The sequence below is a fragment of the Cellulosimicrobium sp. G4 BAM 1002 genome (assembly GCF_057126935.1).
Map to the genome: position 1 here is coordinate 4,395,487 of NZ_CP182109.1, position 21,750 is coordinate 4,417,236.

The 21,750-nt window shown below is 74.2% G+C and carries 15 protein-coding genes; 8 read left to right on the forward strand and 7 right to left on the reverse strand.

What is annotated here, in order from left to right:
* The first annotated feature begins 59 nt into the window (after positions 1-59).
* Positions 60-1,154 (forward strand): LLM class flavin-dependent oxidoreductase, encoded by a 1,095-nt coding sequence (locus ACMXGY_RS19620; RefSeq protein WP_483774645.1) that lies wholly within the window; start codon positions 60-62, stop codon positions 1,152-1,154.
* Positions 1,155-1,300: 146 nt separating this feature from the next.
* On the opposite strand, the gene ACMXGY_RS19625 is transcribed toward ACMXGY_RS19620, so the two are convergent.
* The 3 genes from ACMXGY_RS19625 to ACMXGY_RS19635 form a co-directional block, all read right to left on the reverse strand.
* Positions 1,301-2,347: an NAD-dependent epimerase/dehydratase family protein gene (locus ACMXGY_RS19625; protein WP_483774646.1), complete on the reverse strand. Its 1,047-nt coding sequence runs from the start codon at positions 2,345-2,347 to the stop codon at positions 1,301-1,303.
* A gap of 144 nt (positions 2,348-2,491) precedes the next feature.
* Entirely contained in the window at positions 2,492-3,340 is an 849-nt protein-coding gene (locus ACMXGY_RS19630) for a siderophore-interacting protein (protein WP_483774647.1), read from the reverse strand.
* 105 nt (positions 3,341-3,445) lie between these two features.
* Positions 3,446-4,573 carry an epoxide hydrolase family protein gene (locus tag ACMXGY_RS19635; protein WP_483774648.1) on the reverse strand — a complete coding sequence of 376 codons (1,128 nt, stop codon included), beginning with the start codon at positions 4,571-4,573 and terminating at the stop codon, positions 3,446-3,448.
* A 132-nt stretch (positions 4,574-4,705) separates the two neighbouring features.
* On the opposite strand from ACMXGY_RS19635, the gene ACMXGY_RS19640 reads away from it, so the two are divergent.
* Both ACMXGY_RS19640 and ACMXGY_RS19645 read left to right on the forward strand, forming a co-directional pair.
* The gene (locus ACMXGY_RS19640) at positions 4,706-5,656 is read left to right on the forward strand and encodes a helix-turn-helix transcriptional regulator (protein WP_483774649.1); all 951 of its coding nucleotides are present in this window, start codon (positions 4,706-4,708) and stop codon (positions 5,654-5,656) included.
* Positions 5,657-5,852: 196 nt separating this feature from the next.
* The gene (locus tag ACMXGY_RS19645; protein ID WP_483774650.1) at positions 5,853-6,416 is read left to right on the forward strand and encodes an N-acetyltransferase family protein; all 564 of its coding nucleotides are present in this window, start codon (positions 5,853-5,855) and stop codon (positions 6,414-6,416) included.
* 84 nt (positions 6,417-6,500) lie between these two features.
* Here ACMXGY_RS19645 and ACMXGY_RS19650 read toward each other — a convergent pair whose 3' ends face one another.
* Positions 6,501-6,926, reverse strand: coding sequence for a PIN domain-containing protein (locus ACMXGY_RS19650; protein ID WP_483774651.1), 426 nt, complete (start codon positions 6,924-6,926; stop codon positions 6,501-6,503).
* A 1-nt stretch (position 6,927) separates the two neighbouring features.
* Positions 6,928-7,182 carry a FitA-like ribbon-helix-helix domain-containing protein gene (locus ACMXGY_RS19655; RefSeq protein WP_483774652.1) on the reverse strand — a complete coding sequence of 85 codons (255 nt, stop codon included), beginning with the start codon at positions 7,180-7,182 and terminating at the stop codon, positions 6,928-6,930.
* A 107-nt stretch (positions 7,183-7,289) separates the two neighbouring features.
* Here ACMXGY_RS19655 and hrpA point away from each other — a divergent pair, with 107 nt between their 5' ends.
* Positions 7,290-12,191, forward strand: a complete 4,902-nt coding sequence (hrpA, locus tag ACMXGY_RS19660) for an ATP-dependent RNA helicase HrpA (RefSeq protein ID WP_483774653.1) — start codon at positions 7,290-7,292, stop codon at positions 12,189-12,191.
* 22 nt (positions 12,192-12,213) lie between these two features.
* On the opposite strand, the gene ACMXGY_RS19665 is transcribed toward hrpA, so the two are convergent.
* The gene (locus ACMXGY_RS19665) at positions 12,214-13,092 is read right to left on the reverse strand and encodes an endo alpha-1,4 polygalactosaminidase (protein WP_483774654.1); all 879 of its coding nucleotides are present in this window, start codon (positions 13,090-13,092) and stop codon (positions 12,214-12,216) included.
* A gap of 146 nt (positions 13,093-13,238) precedes the next feature.
* On the opposite strand from ACMXGY_RS19665, the gene ACMXGY_RS19670 reads away from it, so the two are divergent.
* The 3 genes from ACMXGY_RS19670 (at position 13,239) to ACMXGY_RS19680 (ending at position 16,023) form a co-directional block, all read left to right on the forward strand.
* A complete protein-coding gene (locus tag ACMXGY_RS19670; RefSeq protein ID WP_483774655.1) occupies positions 13,239-14,447 on the forward strand; it encodes a beta-ketoacyl-[acyl-carrier-protein] synthase family protein in 1,209 nt (402 codons plus the stop codon).
* An 88-nt stretch (positions 14,448-14,535) separates the two neighbouring features.
* Positions 14,536-14,742, forward strand: coding sequence for a PspC domain-containing protein (locus ACMXGY_RS19675; RefSeq protein WP_483774656.1), 207 nt, complete (start codon positions 14,536-14,538; stop codon positions 14,740-14,742).
* 240 nt (positions 14,743-14,982) lie between these two features.
* Positions 14,983-16,023 (forward strand): pectinesterase family protein, encoded by a 1,041-nt coding sequence (locus ACMXGY_RS19680; protein WP_483774657.1) that lies wholly within the window; start codon positions 14,983-14,985, stop codon positions 16,021-16,023.
* An 88-nt stretch (positions 16,024-16,111) separates the two neighbouring features.
* Here the strand turns inward: ACMXGY_RS19680 and ACMXGY_RS19685 are convergent, their stop codons facing one another.
* Entirely contained in the window at positions 16,112-19,150 is a 3,039-nt protein-coding gene (locus ACMXGY_RS19685) for an esterase-like activity of phytase family protein (protein ID WP_483774658.1), read from the reverse strand.
* 410 nt (positions 19,151-19,560) lie between these two features.
* On the opposite strand from ACMXGY_RS19685, the gene ACMXGY_RS19690 reads away from it, so the two are divergent.
* The gene (locus tag ACMXGY_RS19690; protein ID WP_483774659.1) at positions 19,561-21,588 is read left to right on the forward strand and encodes a hypothetical protein; all 2,028 of its coding nucleotides are present in this window, start codon (positions 19,561-19,563) and stop codon (positions 21,586-21,588) included.
* Positions 21,589-21,750: the final 162 nt, after the last annotated feature.

A 21,750-nucleotide genomic window follows, 5' to 3' on the forward strand; every position in this document is an offset into this window, starting at 1 on the left:
ACCGCGCCGCCGGTGAGAGCACCGGCCCGACGACGGTCGACCGACCGCAGGAGCAGACGATGACCGACGACACGACCTCTCCGACCGCACCCGGGACCACCGGCGGCTCACCCGCGGACCTCGCGACCGTGGAGCTGGGTCTCGACACGTTCGGCGACGTCACCGCCGAGCCGGACGGCACGCCGGTGAGCGGCGCCCGCACGATCCGCGACGTCGTCGAGGAGGCGGTGCTCGCGGACGAGGTCGGGGTCGACTTCTTCGGTGTCGGCGAGCACCACCGCGCGGACTTCGCGGTCAGCGCGCCCGAGGTGGTCCTCGCGGGGATCGCGACGCGGACGTCGCGGATCCGCCTCGGGTCGGCGGTGACCGTCCTCAGCTCGGACGACCCCGTGCGGGTCTTCGAGCGCTTCTCGACGGTCGACGCGCTGTCCGGCGGACGTGCGGAGGTCATCCTGGGACGCGGGTCGTTCATCGAGTCGTTCCCGCTGTTCGGCTACGACCTCGCGGACTACGAGGTGCTGTTCGAGGAGAAGCTCGACCTGTTCGTGCGCCTGCTCGACGAGGGGCCGGTCACGTGGTCCGGGACGACGCGCGCCGGGCTCGCCGACCAGGAGGCCTGGCCCAAGACGGACGGCGGCCGGCTGCGCACGTGGGTCGGCGTGGGAGGGTCGCCCGAGTCGGTCGTGCGGACCGCGCGGCACGGCCTCGGGCTCATGCTCGCGATCATCGGCGGCGAGCCGGAGCGGTTCCGGCCCTACGTGGACCTCTACCACCGGGCGGTCGAGGAGCTCGGCAACCCCGCGCTGCCGGTCGGCGTCCACTCCCCCGGCCACGTGTCGGAGACCGACGAGCAGGCGCAGGAGGAGGTCTACGAGCACTTCGCCGCGATGAACAACCGCATCGGGCGCGAGCGCGGCTGGCCGGCGTACCACCGCGGGCGGTTCGCGCACGACGTGCGCGACGGCTCGCTCTACGTCGGGTCGCCCGAGACCGTCGCGCGGAAGATCGCGCGCACGGTGCGCCTCCTCGACGCCGGGCGGTTCGACCTCAAGTACTCGGCCGGCACGCTGCCGCACAGCACGATGATGCGCAGCATCGAGCTGTACGGGACCCAGGTGGTCCCGCGCGTGCGCGAGCTCCTCGCCGAGGGCTGAGCCGCCGTCGGACCCTGCACCACCCCCGCGCGAACACGACGTTTCTGTCGTTGTGCGGCCGATAACGACGCCAACGTCGTGCTCGGCGGCGAGCAACGTCGTGCTCGGCGGCGCGAGGGTCTTACGTGGCGCCACCGCAGCGCCCGTCACAGACGGCGCAGCACAGTGGCCTCGAGGTTCGGAGGCAGCCCGACGGCGGGGCGGTCCGCGCGGTGCGGCGTCGCCTCGCCCGCGGCGTCGAGCTCGCGGAGCCAGGCCCAGGTGTCGTGGACCGTCTCGCGGACGTCGCGCGTGCGCAGGCCGAGCGCGAACGCGCGCGACGTGTCGGACCCGTGCAGCGCGTCGTGCAGCTCGCCGGGCGGCAGCCACACCGGGAGCTGCGACCACGGCTCGATGCCGGCCGCGAGCACCGTCTCGGGCTCGACCCAGACCAGCTCGGCGGGCGGGCTCCCGGCCGCTGCGGCGTCGTCGGCCGTCACCGCGACGCACGCGGCGAGCAGCTCCCCCATGGTCGTGTGCCCCGGCGCGCTCACGACGTCGACCGGCCCCGACGCCCCCGCGCCCGCCGCGTCGAGCGCGAACGCCGCGAGGTCGCGCGCGTCGACGTACTGCAGCGGCAGCTCCGCCGGGCCGGGCGCGAGCACCGGACCGCCCTGCGCGATGCGTCGCAGCCACCACGGCAGCCGCCCGACGTTCTCGCGCGGGCCGAGGATCAACCCCGCACGCAGCAGCAGCGCCCGGTCCCCGAGCGTCTCCACCGCGGCGATCTCGGCACCGCGCTTGGCGCGCGCGTAGTCGTCGGACGTCTCGTCGTCGGGGTCGCCCTCGACGAGAGGTGCCGACTCGTCGGCGCCCCGCGCGGTCGGGAACGGGTAGACCGAGCGCGACGACACGTACACGTACCGGCTGTCGCCCGGCAGCCGACCCGCGAGGAACCGCGCGGCGTCGCGCACGGCGGCCGGCGCCCACGACCACGTGTCGACGACGACGTCCCACTTCTGCGGGACGTCGTCCCCACCCAGCGCGTCCAGGCCGTCCGCCCGGGCGCGGTCGCCCACGAGCTGCCGGACGCCGTCAGGAACGGGGGTGGAACCGCGGTTGAGGACGGTCACGTCCCAGCCGCGCTCGAGCGCGTCGTCGACGACGGCCCGCCCCACAAAGTCGGAACCACCGAGCACGAGAAGTCGGGTCATGCGCACAGCCTCGCGCGACGACGGCCCACGCGCAGCCCGTTACGCCCCGGGCAGACACCGACAGGTCGCCCCGAACCCGGGGTTGATGTTCACGCAGCCGACGAATCGCCCCGTAGATTCGGGTTCGGCGGGTGGTCCCGCTCGTCAGTCGGGGTCGGTCGGGTCGAGCGGCGCGTCGGGGTCGAGGTTCACGACGCCGCGGCGCCAGTAGCCGTGCAGCGCGAGCTGGTCGGGACGTGCGCCGCCTCGTCGCAGGTCGCGGCGGACGGGCGCGAGGTCGGTCGCCTCGCCCGCGCCGAACACGTACTCGTCGGGGTCGAGCGCACCCAGCGCGCGGACGGCCTCCGCGAGCTGGCCGGGTCCGTCGGTGCGGTAGAGGAGCTCGAGCGACGCGCGCCCCATCTCGTCCTCGACGAACGCCTCGTCGACGTCGTCGCCGATCTCGACGATCGCAGTCACGGGGACGTCCGGGCCGACGGCCCCCACCCACCGGGCGAGAGCCGGCAGCCCTGTCTCGTCCCCGACGAGCAGAAGCCGGCCGACGCCGTCCGGGACGCCGCGGCTCGTCGTCGGGCCGGCGAGGACGACCTCGTCCCCCGGCGTCGCGCGCGCCGCCCACGCCGACGCCGGCCCGCCGGCCTCTCCGGGCGGGGCGCCCGGCGCGTCGTCGCCGTGCAGGACCCAGTCCACGTCGACCTCGCCGACGCCGTCGACGACGCGCGTCGCCCGGACCGTCAGCTCGCGCGAGATGGAGACCACGCCGGTCGGACGCTGGAGCGCGCCGTCCGCGGTGAGCGTCGGCGCGTGCAGGACGCCGGTCGTCGGGTCGGGGAGGAAGACCTTGACGTGGTCGTCGGGGCCGGGGGCGCGCAGCGTCGCGAGCGAGGCGTCGCGGAACGTGATGCGCCGCAGCGCGGCGGACGTCTCCTGGACGGCGTGCACGCGGACGTGCCGAGGGACGAGGTCGAGGCGGGTGCCGGGTCGGTCGAACACCGCCCCATTCTGCGCCGACCACGACGTTGCTGTCGTTATCCGGCCGATGACGACAGCAACGTCGTGGTCGAGGGTGCGTCACCACGTTCTCGACGGTCGCCCGTGTCAGGCGAAGAACACCCGCAGGTCCGCGACGACGTCCTCCGGAACCTCGAGCGACGCGTAGTGACCGCCGCGGGGGAACTCGGACCAGTGCTCGATCCGGGCGTTGTCCCGCTCGGCGAAGGCGCGGATCGTCTGGAAGTCGTCCTGGAACACGGCCACGCCGATCCGGCCCTGGCTGACGACGGGCTCCGCGCCCGACCGCTGCTCGGCGTAGTGGTAGCGAGCCGCCGTCGCGTAGGAGTTCGTCAGCCAGTAGAGCGTCGCCTGCGCGAGCACCTGCTCGGCGCTCACGAGGCTCGTGCCGTTGCCGAAGCTCTCGAACAGCTCGTGGTAAGCGAGGACGGCGACGGGCGAGTCCGCGAGTCCTGCGGCCATCGTCTGGGGTCGCGACGCGTTCATCGTGTTGTACGCGCCGACGGACTGGAACCACTGGAGGTGGCCGAGCGCGGCGTACTCCTTCTCCCCGAACCCGTCCATCTCGCCCGGGGCGCCGGACGGGAAGGAGAAGAGCTGGAGCACGTGGGCACCCCGGAAGCCCTCGGGGTCGAGGACGGCGAGCTCGCGCGCGACCATCGCCCCGCCGTCGCTGCCGTGGATGCCGTAGGAGTCGTAGCCGAGGTCGCGCATGAGCGTGTCGTAGGCACGGGCGACGCGCGCCATCGTCCAGTCGGTGTCCCCGACGACCGGCGTCGAGAACCCGAACCCCGGCATGGACGGGATCACGAGGTGGAACGCGTCCTCGGGCCGGCCACCGTGCGCGACGGGGTCGACGAGCGGGTCGATCATGTCGAGGAAGTCGAGCATCGAGCCGGGGTAGGTGTGCGCGAGGAGCAGAGGCGTCGCGTCCTCGTGCCGCGAGCGCACGTGCAGGTAGTGGATCGGCTGGCCGTCGATCTCGGTGAGGAAGCCCGGGTAGGCGTTGACGCGGGCCTCGACGGCGCGCCAGTCGAACGCCGTCCAGCGTCCGACCATGTCGCGCAGGTAGGACTCCGGCGTGCCGTAGTCCCAGGAATCGCCGGGCGCGGCCGGCGCGAAGCGGGTCCGCTCGAGGCGCTCGCGCAGGTCGTCCAGGTCGGCCTGCGGGACGGCGACGGAGAACGGGCGGTGCTCGAGGGCGGTGCTGCTCATGGTGTCTCTCCTCGGTCGGGCGGGGCGTCGTGCCCTGCTGTGATACCGACGTTACGCAGGGTTCCGGAACGGTTCTTTCCGTTATTCTGAGCAGGTTCGGCACTCTTTTCGGCGATCCCTCGGAGGGACCCTGTGGCCTCCACCTCGGCCCGCATGCTCGCCCTGCTCGGCCTGCTCCAGTCGCGGCCCGACTGGTCGGGCGCCGAGCTCGCCCAGCGCCTCGACGTCACCGACCGCACGGTGCGCAACGACGTCGCCCGGCTGCGCGAGCTCGGCTACCCCGTCGACGCCGTGCGCGGGCCGGGTGGCCGGTACCGGCTCGGGGCCGGTGCCCGGCTGCCCCCGCTCCTGCTCGACGACGCCGAGGCCGTCGCGGTCGCCGTCGGGCTGCGGGCGGCCACCGGGACGGCCGGGTTCGAGGAGTCGGGGGCGTCGGCGCTCGCGAAGCTCGAGCAGGTCATGCCCGACCGTCTGCGCCGTCGTCTCGCCGCGCTGCGGTCCGCGAGCGCCACCGGCCCGGCGAACACCGACTCGAACGTCGAGGACCCGGTCGTCGACCCGGACACGCTGAGCGCCCTGGCCGACGCCGTGCGCGACCACCAGGGTCTGCGCGCCTTCTACCGCGACGAGCCGGTCGAGCTCGAGCCGTACCGCCTCGTCGCCTGGCAGCGACGCTGGTTCCTCGTGGCGCGCGAGCCCGCGACGGGTACGTGGGCTCCCTACCGCGTCGACTGGCTCGTGCTGCGCGTGCCCGGCGGGCGGCGGTTCGCGCCCGCGGAGTTCCCCGGGGACATGACCGAGTTCGTCGTGCGCGAGGTCGCTCGGACGGGGTGGGTCGTGCACGCGCGGGTCGTCGTCGACGCTCCCGCCGAGGAGGTGCTGCGGCGGATCAACCCCACGGTCGGCACGGTCGAGCCGCTGCCCGACGGCCGCAGCGTCCTCGTCACCGGCGGCGACAGCGCCGAGGTGGTCGCGGTGTGGATCGGCATGCTCGGCCTCGACTTCCACGCCACCGAGCCGCCCGCCCTCGTGGCACACCTGCGGACACTCGCCGCCCGCTACGCCCGCTCGACCCCGGACTGACCCGGTCCGCGCCGCCCCCGGCCCGCCGGCTGACCCCGTCTCCCGCCGAACACGACGTTGCTGTCGTTCTGGGCTTCTTTCCGGCACTGACGTCGTGCTCGACCGCGAGCAAGGTCGTTCTCGGCACACCGGTCGGGCGGGGCGCTGCCCGACGGCGGCGCTCGCCCGTGTGGGCGGGCGCGCCTAGCGTGGCGGCATGGACGTGGAGGTGCGCGCCGCCGTCGGGCGGTTCGACGACTTCGCCACCGTGGTCGGGCCGAGGAAGCCCGGGGTGCACGGCTGCTGGTGCATGTCCTACCGCGACTCACGCGTGACGAACGACGACCGACCCGCGTTCATGGCCGACCTGTGCCGGTCCGAGCCCGGGCCGGGGGTGCTCGCGTACGTCGACGGCGAGGTCGCGGGCTGGTGCTCCGTCGCGCCGCGCAGCACCTACCGACGGCTCATGAACGCCCGGACCATCCCGTTCGTCGACGACCTCGACGCCTGGAGCGCGGTGTGCTTCGTCGTCCGGCCCGGGTACCGGAAGAAGGGCCTCATGCACCACCTGCTCGCTGGCGCCGTCGAGCACGCGGCCTCGCACGGCGCCCCGGCCGTCGAGGGCTACCCCGTGGACGCCGGCGGTGAGCGCGTCGACGTCATCTCCGGGTACGTCGGGACGGTCGCGCTGTTCGAGAAGGCAGGCTTCGTCCGCGCCGCCCCGACGACCGGCGTCAGCGGCGGCGTGCCACGAGTCGTGATGCGGCGCGCGCTCGACTGAGCCGGCCAGCTCGAAGGTTCGGGGCCCCCGAAGCGACCGGGTGACAGGCGGTCCTGGGTTCGGCGTCACGGCTCCCAGTGCACGTCAGAGCACGTCGACCTGCCACGGGTCGACGACGTGCACGCCCGTCCCGGCGAAGTCGCGGACGTTCCGCGTCGCGAGCGTCGCGTCGTGCACACGGCAGATCGCGGCGATCTGCGCGTCCGTCGTGCTGATCGGCCTGCCGACATGGTCGCGGACGGCCATGACCGCGCCGAACGCGTGCGCGGCAGGCGCGTCGAACGGGAGGATCTGCGCGGCGAGCCCCTCGAGAACCCGCTCGACTCGCCTGACGAGCTCGTCCCGACGCCGTCCAGCCGGGAGACGTGCGACGCCGTAGGACATCTCGGCGATCGTGACGGCGCTGAGGCGTACCTCGTGCGCGGGCTGCGCATCGAGCCACCGCACGACGGCAGCCTTCGGCGACGTCCTCGTGAGCTCCGAGACGACGTCGGTGTCGAGGACGATCACCTCAGTCCCCGAAGTCGACCGGTCGAGGACGATCGTCGCGACGCACGTCGAAGACGTCCGCCTCGACTCCCCCGATCCCCGCGAAGGTCTCCGCGATCCAGGTACCGAGTCCGCGTTCGATCCCGCTCCGTGAGCTCACGGCAGCAGCCAGGATCTCGCGCACCTCCGCCTCCATCGACCGCCCGTGCTCCATGGCTCGTGCTCGCAGACGCTCGCGCACCTCGTCGTCGAGCCCTCGGATCGTCAGCGTCGCCATCTCATCCACCTCCGAGCGCCACGCTAGCAAAATGACAGCACCGCTCGCCAGGGCCGCGGCGCCCCAGGCGGCAATGAAGTTGCGGCGGCTTGAGAGAATGGACCGTCGTGAGTACCGAGCCCCAGCCTGACGTGCGCCCTCCCGAGCGGGACGGCGCCGTCGAGGGCACCCCGCGCGCGTCTCGGCGACGCCGTGGGAACCGCCGGGGACGCGCTCAGGGCGACCGTGCGTCGTCGGGCACCGGCACGACGACTGACGTCCCGGGGACGACCGGCGGGTCGCGACGCGGGCGGGGCGAGCGGACGCCGTCGGGCCCGCGGCAGGTGAGCCGTGCGCAGCTCGAGCGGGCGGCGCAGGCGCGCGAGGCCGTCACGGTGCCGCCCATCACGTACCCCGAGCAGCTCCCCGTCAGCGCCCGGCGCGCGGACATCGCCGCCGCGATCCGCGACCACCAGGTCGTCATCGTCGCGGGCGAGACGGGCTCCGGGAAGACGACGCAGCTCCCGAAGATCCTGCTCGACCTCGGGCGTGGGCGGGCCGGCCAGATCGGGCACACGCAGCCGCGGCGCATCGCCGCGCGCACGGTCGCGGAGCGCATCGCGGAGGAGCTCGGCACTGAGCTCGGCGGCGTCGTCGGGTACCAGGTGCGGTTCACCGACACGTCGAGCGCGGACACGCTCGTCAAGGTCATGACCGACGGAATCCTGCTCGCGCAGATCCAGCGCGACCCGGAGCTGCTCGCGTACGACACGATCGTCGTCGACGAGGCGCACGAGCGGTCGCTCAACATCGACTTCCTGCTCGGCTACCTCGCGCGCCTCCTGCCGCGCCGGCCCGACCTCAAGCTCATCATCACCTCGGCGACGATCGACTCCGAGCGGTTCGCGCAGCACTTCTCCCCCGCGCACCTCGCGTCGCTCGGCGGCGCGCCGGACTACGTCGTCGACGCGCTGCCCGAGGCCACGCCCGTCGTCGAGGTGTCCGGCCGCACCTACCCGGTGGAGATCCGGTACCGGCCGCTGTCCCCCGACGTCGACCCCGCGTCCGGGAAGGCGACTGGCCGGGCCGGCCGGCGGCCGGACGACGAGAAGGATCTCGTCACCGGGATCGTCGACGCGTGCGACGAGCTCCTGCGGGAGGGGTCGGGCGACATCCTCGTGTTCCTCTCGGGCGAGCGCGAGATCCACGACGCCGCCGACGCGCTCGAGGGGCATCTCAAGGACCGCGTCCGCGACCCGAAGCACCCGCAGCGCGTCGAGATCCTGCCGCTGTACGCGCGGCTCTCGTCGGCGGAGCAGCACCGCGTCTTCCAGGCGCACGCGTCGCGGCGCATCGTGCTCGCGACGAACGTCGCCGAGACGTCGCTCACCGTGCCCGGCATCCACTACGTCGTCGACCCCGGAACTGCCCGCATCTCGCGCTACTCCAAGGCGACGAAGGTCCAGCGCCTGCCGATCGAGCCCGTCTCGCAGGCGAGCGCCAACCAGCGCTCCGGCCGTTCAGGCCGTGTCGCGGACGGCATCGCGATCCGCCTCTACTCCGAGGACGACTTCCTCTCCCGGCCCGAGTTCACCGAGCCCGAGATCCTGCGCACGTCGCTCGCCTCAGTGCTCCTGCAGATGATCTCGGTCGGCGTCGTCGACACGCCCGACGCCGTCGCGCGCTTCCCGTTCGTCGAGCCCCCGGACACGCGTGCCGTCCGCGACGGCGTCCAGCTCCTCACCGAGCTCGGCGCCCTCGAGACGTCCGACGGCGCCACGCGCCTCACCGAGGTCGGCCGCATCCTCGCGCAGCTCCCCATGGACCCGCGCCTGGCCCGCATGATCTGGGAGGGCTCGCGGCTCGGCGTCGCGCGCGAGGTCGCGATCATCGCCGCCGTCATGTCCATCCAGGACCCGCGCGAGCGGCCCGCCGAGGTCCGCGCCCAAGCCGACCAGGCCCACGCGCGCTTCACCGACCCGCACTCCGACTTCCTCACGTACCTCAACATCTGGGAGTACGTCCGCGAGCAGCAGCACGAGCTCTCCAGCAGCGCGTTCCGCCGCCTGTGCAAGGCCGAGTACCTCAACTTCCTGCGCATCCGCGAGTGGCAGGACGTCGTCGCGCAGCTCCGCGAGATGTCCAAGCCCCTCGGCATCGACATGTCCTACCAGCCGCGCACGCGCGGCACCGAGCGGGACGGCGACCCACGGGGACGCACGGGACGAGCGGTGGGTGCGGCGTCGGATGCGAAGGGCGTCAAGGCCGCGCTCGCGAACGGACAGCCGAACGCCGCAGGTGACGGCGCGGCCAGCCCGAGCACCGACGGCGCGCCCACCGCGGACCCGACCACGAGCGACCCGACCACGGCCGCGTACAAGCGCGCCTGGGACGGCGACACGATCCACAAGGCGCTGTTGTCCGGGCTGCTGTCGCAGATCGGGATGCAGGACACGGGCGACGTCAAGGCGTCGTCGGTCGCTCATCTCAAGGGCGAGGCGCGCGCGAAGGCGCTGCGACGTGCGCAGAAGCAGGCGCGCAACGAGTACACCGGTGCGCGCGGCGCGCGGTTCGCGATCTTCCCGGGGTCGCCGCTGAGCAAGAAGCCGCCCGCCTGGATCATGGCGGGCGAGCTCGTGGAGACGTCGCGGCTGTGGGCGCGCGACGTCGCACGTATCCAGCCGGAGTGGGCGGAGGACCTCGCGGGCGACCTCGCGCGCCGCACCTACTCCGAGCCGCACTGGTCCACCAAGCGCGGCGCGGCGATCGCGACTGAGAAGGTGCTGCTCTACGGGGTGCCGATCGTCGCTGACCGCAAGGTGCTCTACGCGAAGGTCGACCCCGAGGCCGCACGCGAGCTGTTCGTGCGGCACGCGCTCGTGCAGGGCGAGTGGACGACGCACCACCGGTTCTTCCACGAGAACCGCCGCCTGCTCGAGGAGGCGGAGGAGCTCGAGGCCCGGTCGCGCCAGCGCGGCCTCGTCATCGACGACGACGCGCTGTTCGCCTTCTACGACGAGCGCGTGCCCGACGACGTCGTGTCCGCCGCGCACTTCGACCGCTGGTGGAAGGCCGCGCGCCGGGACGACCCGGACCTGCTCACGTTCACGCTCGAGCAGCTCGTGCCCGACGCCGAGCAGATCGACACCTCGCAGTTCCCCGAGACCTGGCCGCAGGGCGAGCTCGCCCTCCCGCTCACCTACCAGTTCCAGCCGGGGACCGAGGCCGACGGCGTCACCGTGCACGTCCCGATCTCCGTCCTCAACCGCGTCGTCCCCGACGGGTTCGACTGGATGGTCCCCGGCCTCCTCGACGAGCTCGCGACGGCGACGATCCGCTCCCTGCCCAAGCCCGTGCGCGTCCAGCTCGTGCCCGCCCCGGACGTCGCGCGCGACGTCGTCGCCTGGCTGCGAGAGCACACGCCCGCATGGGAGGACATGGCCCGCGCCGGCGACATGGCCGAGCCGTTCCACGTCGCCTTCACGCGCGCGGTCCGCGCCCTGCGGGACGTCGCCATCCCCGACGACGCCTGGGGCCCCGAGCAGGAGGCGCGCCTCCCCGCGCACCTGCGCATGACGTTCCGCGTCGTCGACCCCCGCCGCCAGGGCGAGGTCGTCCTCGACGAGTCGAAGGACCTCCTCTCCCTCCAACGCCGCCTCGCCGCCCAGAACCAGGCGGCGGTCCGCGCGGCCGTGAAGGGCGCCGTCGGCGCCGCGCTGCGTGAAGCGGGTGCTCGGGCTGGGGCGCCGCACGGGGCCGGGACGGCGGTGGAGGGGGCGTCGGCGCTCGGGCTACCATCCGCATCGCTCGTTCCTCGCGATGCTCCCGCCAGCCCCACCACGCCCTTCGCCACCGACGCCCCCTCCACCGCCTCCGCGTCCGGCTCGCCGACACGTCGCGGCCAGGGCACGGCGTCCGACGGCGCGGGGTCACCCACAACGACCGGCTCGCCAGGGCGAGTCGACGGACGAGCGGGTGGTGCGGCGTCGGATGCGAAGGGCGTCAAGGCCGCGCTCGCGAACGGACGGCCGAACGACCGAGGTGACGGCGCGGCCAGCCCGAGCGCCGACGGCGCACCGCCCGCGGACCCGACCACGAACCTGGTGACCGAGCGCTCGAACCTGACCACATGGCCCGACGAGACGTTGCCGACCGCGGTGTCGACGGACCTCGGGGGTGGGGTCGTCGTCCGGGGGTACCCGGCGGTCGTCGAGGAGCAGGACGCGAAGGGCAGGCCGACGGTCGCGCTGCGGGTGCTGGCCGACGCGAACACGCAGGCGCGGGAGCACGCGCGGGGCGTGCGACGGCTGCTGCTGTCGGAGACGGCGTTGCCGACGGGGCGGATCACGAGCCGGTGGAGCTCGATGCAGTCGCTGACGCTCGCCGCCAGCCCGTACCGGAACACCGAGGCGCTGGTCGCGGACCTGCAGCTCGCGGCGGTGATCGCCCTGACGAGCGGGGGCACCGGACCGTACGGTGCGCAGCCGGAGGCCGTCGCGATCCGGGACGCCGACGCCTACGCCGCGGCCCGCACGTTCGTCCGGGCGCACCTGGAGGACCAGGTGAACCAGGTGGTGGGGCACGTCGTGGCGGCGCTCACGGCGTCGCGCAACCTCGACGCGGAGATCCGTGGGTCGAACAGCCTCGCGCTGCTCAACACGCTCACGGACCTGCGCGACCAGGCCGCGGGGCTGATCCACGACGGCTTCGTCTCGCAGACCCCGCCACGACGGCTGCCGCACCTGACCCGGTACCTGCGCGCGGCGTCGTACCGGTTGGAGAAGGCGCAGACGAACCCGAACCGCGACGCCGAGCTCGCGTGGCGCGTGCACGACGTCGAGGAGGCGTACCAGCGAGCACGCGCCGCCTACGCGAAGGGACCGACCGACCCGGCCCGTGCCGCCGATCTCGCGGAGGTGCGCTGGCTGGTCGAGGAGCTGCGAGTGTCGCTGTTCGCGCAGCAGCTCGGCACCGACGGCCCGGTGAGCGAGAAGCGCATCCGCAAGCTCCTCGCGCCCGACGGCTGGTGACGGCCCGCCTCCGACGAGTCGTTCAGCAGGTGGCGTAGACGTAGTCGGGCTCGTCGGGGGCGACGAGGTCGCGGTCGCGCACGATCGTCAGCGGGGCGCGGTCGTCGAGGGCGCACACGTCGGCGAACGTGAGGCCGGCGTCAGCGAGGGCGTCGGGGTACTCGACCTGGAGCACGTGGTCGCCGTACGCGTCGGTGTAGGCCGCGCACTCGTCCCAGACCGCGCACTCCTCGGTGACGGCGAAGTCGAAGCCGAGGTCGTCGTGCGCGAGATGTGCGATCTCTGCCGCGTTCTTCTGCGCGACCGCCAGGCCGGCGTCGTGCGCGAGCTCGACGTAGGCACGTGCGAGGGCGTGCGCTCCGTCCTCGTCGATCTCGTCGAACCGCGTCCAGGTGTCGAGGTTGTCGATCTCGACGGCGTCGAAGCCGTCGTCGGCGCAGCCCACGACGACCGGGCCGAGGAACGCGAGGATGCCCTCACGCTGCTCGGGGGTCGACGGGTCGAGGACGTACTCGTCGGGCCAGTCGGGGTCGACGACGAGCCCCCCGCCGTCGTCATGCAGGAGGAGGTCCTCGTGGTCGTCGAGCCACCGCTCCGCCTCGCCCGGCTGGGTCTGGAAGCCGTTGACGTAGCAGACCGAGTACGCCCCGGGCAGCGGGTCGGCGGTGGCGTCCCGGACGACGACGTCCGGAGCCACCGGCCCGGAGCCGTCGTCGACCACGTCGGCCGTTCCGCCGAGCTGGTAGTCGAGCACGCCGCGCGTCGGGGGTAGCTCCGGCGCGGTCAGCGGGAGCGGCGTCGCCGTCACCGTCGTGGCGGGCTCGGAGGCGCACCCGACGAGGCACGTCGCGAGAAGGCACAGCAGCAAGGCGGCACCCGCCCTCCGCACGACAGCTCTCACGGCTCGACCTCCCGCGCCGACCGTACCCGCGGACAGTCATACTCTCGAACAGGACAACCGTGACCGGATGTCATGAAATAGGACTGATCGAGAAGTTCGTCGTCACCTGCAGGACGACACCCGCGCACGCTTTGGGGGCACACACGATGACACGAGCCGTCGTCACCGGATACGGCGCGGTGACTCCCGTGGGGCTCACCGCCGGAGAGTCGTGGGAGGCGCTGCTGCGCGGAGAGCCCGGGGTGCGGGCGATCAAGGACGACTGGGCCGGCGACCTGCCGGTGCGCATCGCGGCACGGGTGGACGACGCGTTCGCCGAGTCGCTCGCGGTGCGGGAGGTGCGACGCACCGACCGGGCCGAGCAGCTCACGCTCGTCGCGGGGCGCGAGGCATGGGCGTCGGCAGGGTCGCCCGACGTCGACCCGACGCGTCTCGCGGTCGTCGTCGGCTCGGCGAACGGCGGGATCGCGACGACGCTCGACCAGTCGCGCGTGCTCGACGAGCACGGCCCCCGGCGCGTGTCCCCGCACACCGTGACCATGCTCATGGCCAACGGGCCGGCCGCCTGGCTGTCGATCGACCTCGGGGCGAAGGCCGGTGCCCGCGCACCGATCAGCGCCTGTGCCGCGGGGTCGGAGGCGATCGCGATGGGCCGCGAGATGATCCTTGCCGGCTCGGCCGACGTCGTCGTGTGCGGCGGGGTCGAGGCGGGCGTCCAGCCCTTCTCCCTCGCGGCGTTCGCCGCGGCGCGCGCCATGTCGACCCGCAACGACGCGCCCGAGCGCGCGTCGCGGCCCTTCGACGTGCACCGCGACGGCTTCGTCATGGGCGAGGGGGCGACGCTCCTCGTCCTGGAGAGCGAGGAGCACGCCCGCGCCCGGGGCGCGACCGTGCACGGTGCCGTCGCGGGCGCGGCCCTGACGTCCGACGCGTTCGACATCGTCGGGGGCGACCCCGAGAACCAGGCACGCACGATCGGTCTCGCCCTGCGGTCCGCGGGTCTCGCACCGGCCGACGTCGGCCTCGTCCACGCCCACGCGACGTCGACGCTCGTCGGGGACGTCAACGAGTCCGACGCGTTGCACGCCGCCCTCGGCGACCCGCCCACGGTGACCAGCACGAAGGGCGCGACCGGCCACCTGCTCGGCGCGTCCGGCGCGCTCGGGACGCTCGTCGCGCTCCTCGCTCTGCGGGAGGGCCGGGTACCGCCGACGCTCAACCTCGAGTCGCAGGACCCCGCGATCGACCTCGACGTCGTGCGGGGAGCCGCCCGCGACACGCGCGCCCGGCACGCCCTGGTCAACGCGTTCGGGTTCGGCGGCCACAGCACGAGCCTCGTCGTCTCGCGCGACTGACCGCCTCAGGGTCGACGGCCCGAGGATCAGGGTCGGTTCGGGGGACATCCCGATACCGCCCCGCCGGGCGTGCTCCTACCGTCGAGGTATGAGCACATCCACCGCACCCTCGTCCACGCTGTCCCGGCCGCGCCAGGGCCGGATGATCGCCGGTGTCTGCGCCGGGATCGCCCGGCGCTTCGGCTGGGACCCGACCGTCGTGCGCGTCGTCGCCGCGGTCTCGATCCTGCTTCCCGGCCCGCAGATCATCGCCTACCTGATCCTGTGGGCACTCATGCCGAACGACCGCGTCTGATCACGCGCCGACCCGCCCGCGCCGCCCCGCCCCGTCTCGGTCAGTGCGGGCGGCGAGGCGTTCGTCGCACCCACTTGTCCGCCGTCAGGCGGGGTGCGACCATCTGGGGAACCGGTTTCTCACCGGAGAGAACCGTCCGGGTCGCTGCTGACCCGCCCACCCCAGGAGGCACCGTTGCCCACCGAGTCACACCTGCCCTCGTCCCGCCGGGGCACCCACGGATACCGCACCGCATTGCCCGTGGCACTCGCCGCCGGAGCTCTCCTGCTCGCCCCCGCCACGGCCGCGACGGCCGCCCCGCGGCACGGTGAGGCCACTGGGCGGATCGTGGTCGCCACCGACGGCTCCGGCGACGCCACGACGATCCAGGGCGCCGTCGACCTCGCGCCGGCGCACTCCGCCGAGCCGGTCAAGATCGTCGTGCGCCCCGGCACGTACCACGGTCGCGTCGAGATCCCCGCCGACCGCACCAACCTGCTGCTCGTCGGGTCGACCGGTGACCCGGAAGACGTCGTGATCACCGACGACCGTGCGGCGGGGACCCCCAAACCCGGCGGCGGCACCTGGGGCACGAGCGGCAGCGCGACCGTGACCGTCTCCGGAGCGGGCTTCGAGGCGCGGCACGTCACGTTCGAGAACGCGTTCGACGAGGCGGCGCACCCCGAGTTCTCCGGCCACCAGGCCGTCGCGGTGAAGACCCGCGCCGACCGGGTCGTCTTCGACCACGTCCGGTTCCTCGGCAACCAGGACACCCTCTACCTGGACACCCCGAGCGTCGACGTCGCTGCCCGCGTCTACCTCACCGACTCGTACGTCGAGGGTGACGTCGACTTCATCTTCGGCCGGGCCACCGCCGTCATCGAGGACTCGCGCATCAAGGCGCTGCGCCGAGCCAGCACACCGTCGGGGTACGTCTTCGCACCGAGCACGTCACGCGGGTTCGCCCACGGGTTCCTCGTGACCGGGTCGCGGTTCCTCACGAACGCCGGCCCCGGCTCGTACTACCTCGGACGGCCGTGGCACCCCAGCAGCAACCCCGACACCGACCCGAGGGTCGTCGTCCGCGACTCCTGGCTCGGCGTCCACCTCCAGCGCGACGACGTGTGGACCACCATGTCGGGGTTCGACTGGTATCCCGGCAGCAACGCCGAGCGCGACAACCGCGGCCCCGGCGCCCTCACCGGACCCGGACGACCGCAGCTCTCCGACGCCGACGCCGCCCTGCACACGCGCGAGGCGTACCTCGCGGGCGACGACGGCTGGGCACCGTACGACCGCTGAGCCCACCGACCCGGCAACCACTTCCCGGGCGCCCCGGGAGACGACGACGCCCGCCCCGGTCGCGGGGCGGGCGTCGTGCGACCGCGAGCTAGCCGGAGAGCCCGCGCATCCGGCGCCGGACGACGACGATCGCCGCACCGCCGACGACGAGCACGAGGGCGATGCCCACGAGGGTGCCGGCCTGCACACCGGTCGTGGCGAGCTCGCCCGGCCCGTCCGTGCCGTCGTCCGCCCCCGCGGTCCCGTCCGCCGCGACGACCTCGAGCTCCGTCCACAGGACGCGCCCGTCCACCTGCCCGACGATCGCGAACCGGTGCGTCCCGACGGCGACGTCCGCCGGGACCGTCACCGTCGCGGTGAGCGTGCCCGACGCGTCCGCGCGGAACATGCCGAGCTCGACCGGCGCCGAGAAGAGCGTCGCGGTGACCCACTCGCCGGGCGCGAACCCGTCGGCGGTCGCGGTGACCTTCTCCCCCGGTCGCACGGTCGCCGGCGAGAGCGTCACGCCGCCGTGGTTGGCGTCGGTGAGGTCGTCGGCGTCGACGGTGTGCAGCGGGGCCGACGGCGGCTCCTCACCCGCGCCGGGCGTCTCGCCGCCGGGCTCGCCCGGGGTCTCGGCGTCGAGGTGGTCGGCGAACACGTCCGACGCCGCCCCGAGGCTCAGGAGCACCGTCTCGCCCGTCGCGTCCTCGACGCCGTCGTTGTCGGTGACCGCCCAGAGCGTGCCGTCGCCGCCGACCGTGAGTCCCTCGAGCTTCTCCTGCGTCCAGCCGTTCGTCGCGCGCAGGCCGGGAAGGACGTCGTGCGCGAGAGCCTTCTCGACCGCGACGGGTGCCGTGCTCGCCGCGCCGACCGCCGTCTCCGGGACGTCGACCGCGTAGACGCGCTTCACCGCCGCGGCAGGCCCGTTGAGCTTGTCGCGCTCGATCACGGCGAGGGTGTCGTGGTCGACGACGGTCACCTCGCTCAGGCCCATCCAGTCACCGTCCGCCGTGGTCTGCTCGAGCGGGTACGCGAACCAGTCCCAGGTCGCGCTCGCGACGTCGTAGCGACCGAGGCGCGCGGTCGTGGCCGTGCCCCCCTCGTCGGTCGTCAGACCGCGCTGGAGCGCGACCCAGACCTGCTCGGGCTCGGAGGTGTCCCCGGAGCCCGCGACCGCGACACCCTCGACGCCCTGCTTGCCGAGGCCCGCCACGACGCCGTCGGGCAGGGCCACGGTCTCGACGACCGCACCCGACGCGTCGGTGCGCACGATCGCGTTCTCCGCGCCCGTCGCGCCCTCGACACCGAGCCAGAACCCGCCGTCGGGACGTGCTGCGACGCCCTCGACGTCGAGACCCACGGCGGCCCCGTCGCGCGTCAGGGTCACGGACCGGTCGATCACGGCCGGCTCGCCGTCGCCGTAGCCGCTCACGTCGAGCGAGAGGAGCTGCGTCGTGTCGTAGGCGGCGTCGGTCGCCGTCCACAGGCGCTGGGGATCGTCCGGGTCCGCGGTCAGCGCACCGAGCGCGCCCCAGCCGATCGGCGAGCCGACCTGCGGACGGTCGGCTGCATCCGCGTCCGCGTCCGCGGAGACGACGCTCGGGAACCGCGGCGACCCTGCGCCGTCGGCCCACTGCTCGCCCCGCCCGAAGACGGTGACGGCGGACCGGACGCCCGCCTCGGCGTCGTCCTCCTCGCTCGACACCACGAGCAGGTCGCGCCCGGGCACGACGAGGAGGCCCTCGGGCCCGTTGGTCGTGGCGAGCACCTGGACGAACCGCGGGTCGGCCGCGTCGGTCACGTCGTACACGGCGACGAAGTTCGAGCGCTCCGACCCGACGAACGCGTACCGCACGCCACCGAGCGTCGCGACGGTCAGGCCCTCGGGCTCGACGCCCTTCTTGGCCGCACGGTCCTCGGTGTGCAGGCCGACGCGCACCGCGAGCCGTTCGAGCTCGGCGCCCGCGTCCCACACGACCTCGCCCGAGGTCGCGTCGAAGACCGACCAGCCGCGCGAGCCGCCCTTCCAGTCGCCCTCGTTGGCGGTCGCGACGTGGGTGTCGTCGAGCCAGCCGATCGCGTCGGGCTCGCGCGGGACGGCGGGGATCGACCCGGTCTGGTCGATCACGCCGTCCTTCTTCACGTCGATCCCGGAGACCGCGACGGCGCCGGCGGAGAAGACGTTCTCGACCTCGCCCGAGGCGATGTCGACGACGGCGACGCCGTTGTTCTCCTGGAGCGTCACCGCGACCTTCGTGCCGGCCGGGTTGATCGCGACGTACTCGACCTCGGGGTCCTGCGGGGTGTCGAGACCGGCGGCCGCGACGATCGGCAGCGGGGCGCCCGCCTCGTCGAGGAAGGACACGGCGCGCGTCGACCACGCAGCCGGGTCGTCGCCGGGCAGGTCCAGGATCTGCAGGAACCCGCCGGGGAGCTGCGGGAGGTCGCCCTCCTCGCCTCCCTCGGGCGTCGCCTCCTCGTCACGCTGGTTCTCCATCGCGACGACGGCGTGCACGCCGTCGGGCGTCACGGCGACGGAGTCGGGCTGGCCACCGAGGTCGAACGACCGCACCCGCTCGCGCGTCGCGAGGTCGACGACGTCGAGGCGCCCGCTCGGCGCGGTGAAGCTCGGGGACGTGTCCACGACGACCAGCACGTACCCGCCGACGACCGCGACCGACGTCGGCTCGTCGTGCTCCGAGCCGAGCTCGGCGAGGCTCAGCGTTCCGAGTCCCTTGGGCGCGCTCGGGTCGGAGAGGTCGAGGAACCCGATGCGCCGCGCGGCAGCGTCCGTGTGCACGACGGTCTTCCCGTCCTCGCTCACCGCGGAGATCTCGGCGACCGTCTCGGCCGCGGCGTCCTCGCCGGCCGGGCGGTTCTCGAACACGGGGTACGTCGCAAGGCGGTGGAACGTCTCGCCCGGCGCGGGCTGGGCCCAGGCGGCGTCGGCGGCGAGGGCGAGGGACGCCGTCGTGCCCGACGGCGCCGGGCCGGCCTGGTGCGCGGGTGCGGCGGCGAGCGCCGGCAGGGCGCCGAGCGTGAGCGTGAGCGTCGCGCCGGCGGCGACGAGCGCGGCGAGCCGCGACCGCCGGGCGGCGGTGCGCTCGGGAGTGCGCTCGGGAGTGCGCTCAGGGGTCGATGACATGTCTCTCCTTCGACGAGGGTCGAGCAGAGGGTGGTGGCCATCGATGACCCTGCGGCGTCGTGCGCGGAGCCGACACGTGGCCGGGGGGTGAACAGTGCGAGGTACGACCCCACGAGGCCGTGCACGAGGGCACCGTTGCCCGGAGCGACGGGTCGCGGCGCGGAGTACCTGATACTTCGGGCCCGTGACCGAATCGTGACGGCGGAAGTATCTAGTACTCGCTGTCCGCGGCGCCTCCGCGCTTGCTAGCGTCTTTCGAGATTTACCTGCTACTCCGCGTCCCGCCAAAGAGGGCGGCCGCGGCACCGACGCCCTCCCGCGTCGGCTCTCCCCCGAGATCGCCGGAATCCCGCACGCTCCCCTCTGCCGACCGCCCGGCGACGACGCCGGGCGTGAGGAAGGACCACCCGATGACGCAGCACGCCTCTCCCCGACCGTCGCGCACCCCCGCCGTCCTCACGTCCGTCGCCCTCGCCGTGCTCGCCCTCGCGGTCGCCGGGCTCGTCGCGTTCCTGCTCGTGTACAACGGCAAGGTCGCCGACGGCGCGACCCGCCTCGACGACGGCGCCGCGGAGCTCCAGGCCGGGGCGACCACGCTCGCCGACGGGACCGCCACGGCGCAGGACGGCGCCCAGCGCCTCGCCGACGGCGCCGGCGACCTGGAGGACGGTGCCGGCGAGCTCGTCGCCGGTGCGCAGAAGGCGTCCGACGGCGCGGCCCAGCTCGCGACCGGGGGCACGACCGCCCTCGACGGCGCGACCGAGCTCGCCGCCGGAGCGGACGAGCTCAACGCGGGCGCCGCACGCCTGGCGGCGGGCACGGGCGACGCCGAGAGCGGCGCGGCACGCCTCGCCGCGGGCACCCAGGACCTCGACGCCGGCGCCGCCCGGCTCGCCGCGGGCAACGCCCGCGCCGCCGACGGCGCGGCGCAGATCGCGGCGGGTGCGGGTGACCTGAGCACCGGCGCAGCCGTTCTCGACGCCGGCGCCGCCCGGGCCGCTGACGGATCGGCCGACCTCGCCGACGGCGCGAGCCGGCTCGCGACGGGCGCCGGCACCCTCGCCGCCGGGACGAGCGAGCTGCGAGCCGGTGTGCGTTCCAGTCTCGGCCAGGGTGTGCAGGACCTCGACGACGGTCAGGCCCGTCTGTCGGCGGGCGCCGCGCGGCTCGCCGCGGGAGTCACCGCAGCGCGTGACGGTGCGGCACAGATCCAGGCGGGCGTCGGGGACCTTCAGGCAGGAGCCGCCCAGGTGCGCGGTGGCACCGTCGCTCTCGGGAACGGCGCCGGCGAGCTGCAACGGTCCGCCGGCGAGCTCCAGCGGTCGGCCGTGACCGTCGGCACCCATCTCGACGGCGTCGCCGTGACTCTCGACCAGATCGCGCGGGGAGAGGTCCCAGCGACGCCCGAGACGCTCGGCGCGGTCGCGGCAACCCTCCGCGCTCTGGGTAACGGCACCGAGGCGAGCCCCGGTGCCTCCGCGAAGATCGCGGCGGGTGCGGGCGGGCTCGCGGCGGGTGCCGGGAGCCTCTCCACGGGCGCGGCCGACCTGACGGCGGGCGTCGACCGCCTTGCGGCGGGTCTGGGCAACGGGACCGCGGAGCGCCCTGGGCTCACCCCCGGGCTCGCACGGCTCCGTGCCGGCCTCGGCGAGGGCACCCCGGAGCAGCCGGGGCTGACGGCAGGCGTCCAGCAGCTCCGAGACGGCATCGACGGCGACCTGGCCGTGGGCGTCGACGCGCTGTCCCAGGGCGCCGCGACGCTGGACGGGAAGATCGGCGAGCTCGAGACGGGTGCGGCCACGCTCCACGGGAAGGTCGGCGAGCTCGATGCCGGAGCCTCTCGTCTCGCGACCGGCACCGCCGACCTGGTCGCGGGGACGGCACGCCTGAGCGGCGGGAGCGCCCTGCTCGCGACCAAGACGTCGGAGCTCGCCACGGGGACGTCGGAGCTCGCGACCGGTGCCGCCGACCTCGAGGCGGGGACGTCCCGAGCCGTGGTCGGGGCCGGCGACCTCTCCGCCGGCACGGTGCGGCTGCGCACCGGGGCGGGCGACCTGTTCGCCGGGACGACCCGACTGGAGGACGGGACGCTGCAGCTGCAGAACGGGCTCACGACCCTGTCGACGGGCGCGACGACCCTCGCCGCGGGAAACGCGGCGCTCGCTGAGGGATCGGCGACGCTCCACACGGGCACGTCGGCCCTCGCGGACGGGGCGTCCGAGCTGCACGACGGCAGCACCCGCATCGCGGACGGTGCTGCGACGCTCTCCGACGGCACCGGCACCCTGTCCGACGGCACGGCAGAGCTCAAGGACAGCGTGGAGAACAGCCCCGTCGGACGGGTGTCGCTCGGCCTGTCCGCCCTCGTCGGCGGGGCCGCGCTCGCGGGTGTCGCGGGCGTCGGGCTCGGGCTGCGCCGTCGGCTCGCGGCGGTCTGACGGGCCGACGCGCACGGCCGGGCGGTCCCTCCTCGCCGCCCGGCCGGATGCTCGGGAGCGGCTTCACGTCGACGGTGCCGCTCCCGCGGGCGGCGGTCCCGGAGGACAGGACTCCGGGACCGCCGCCCTTCCTCGTGCCGGCAGGCGGACCGCGTCCGGACG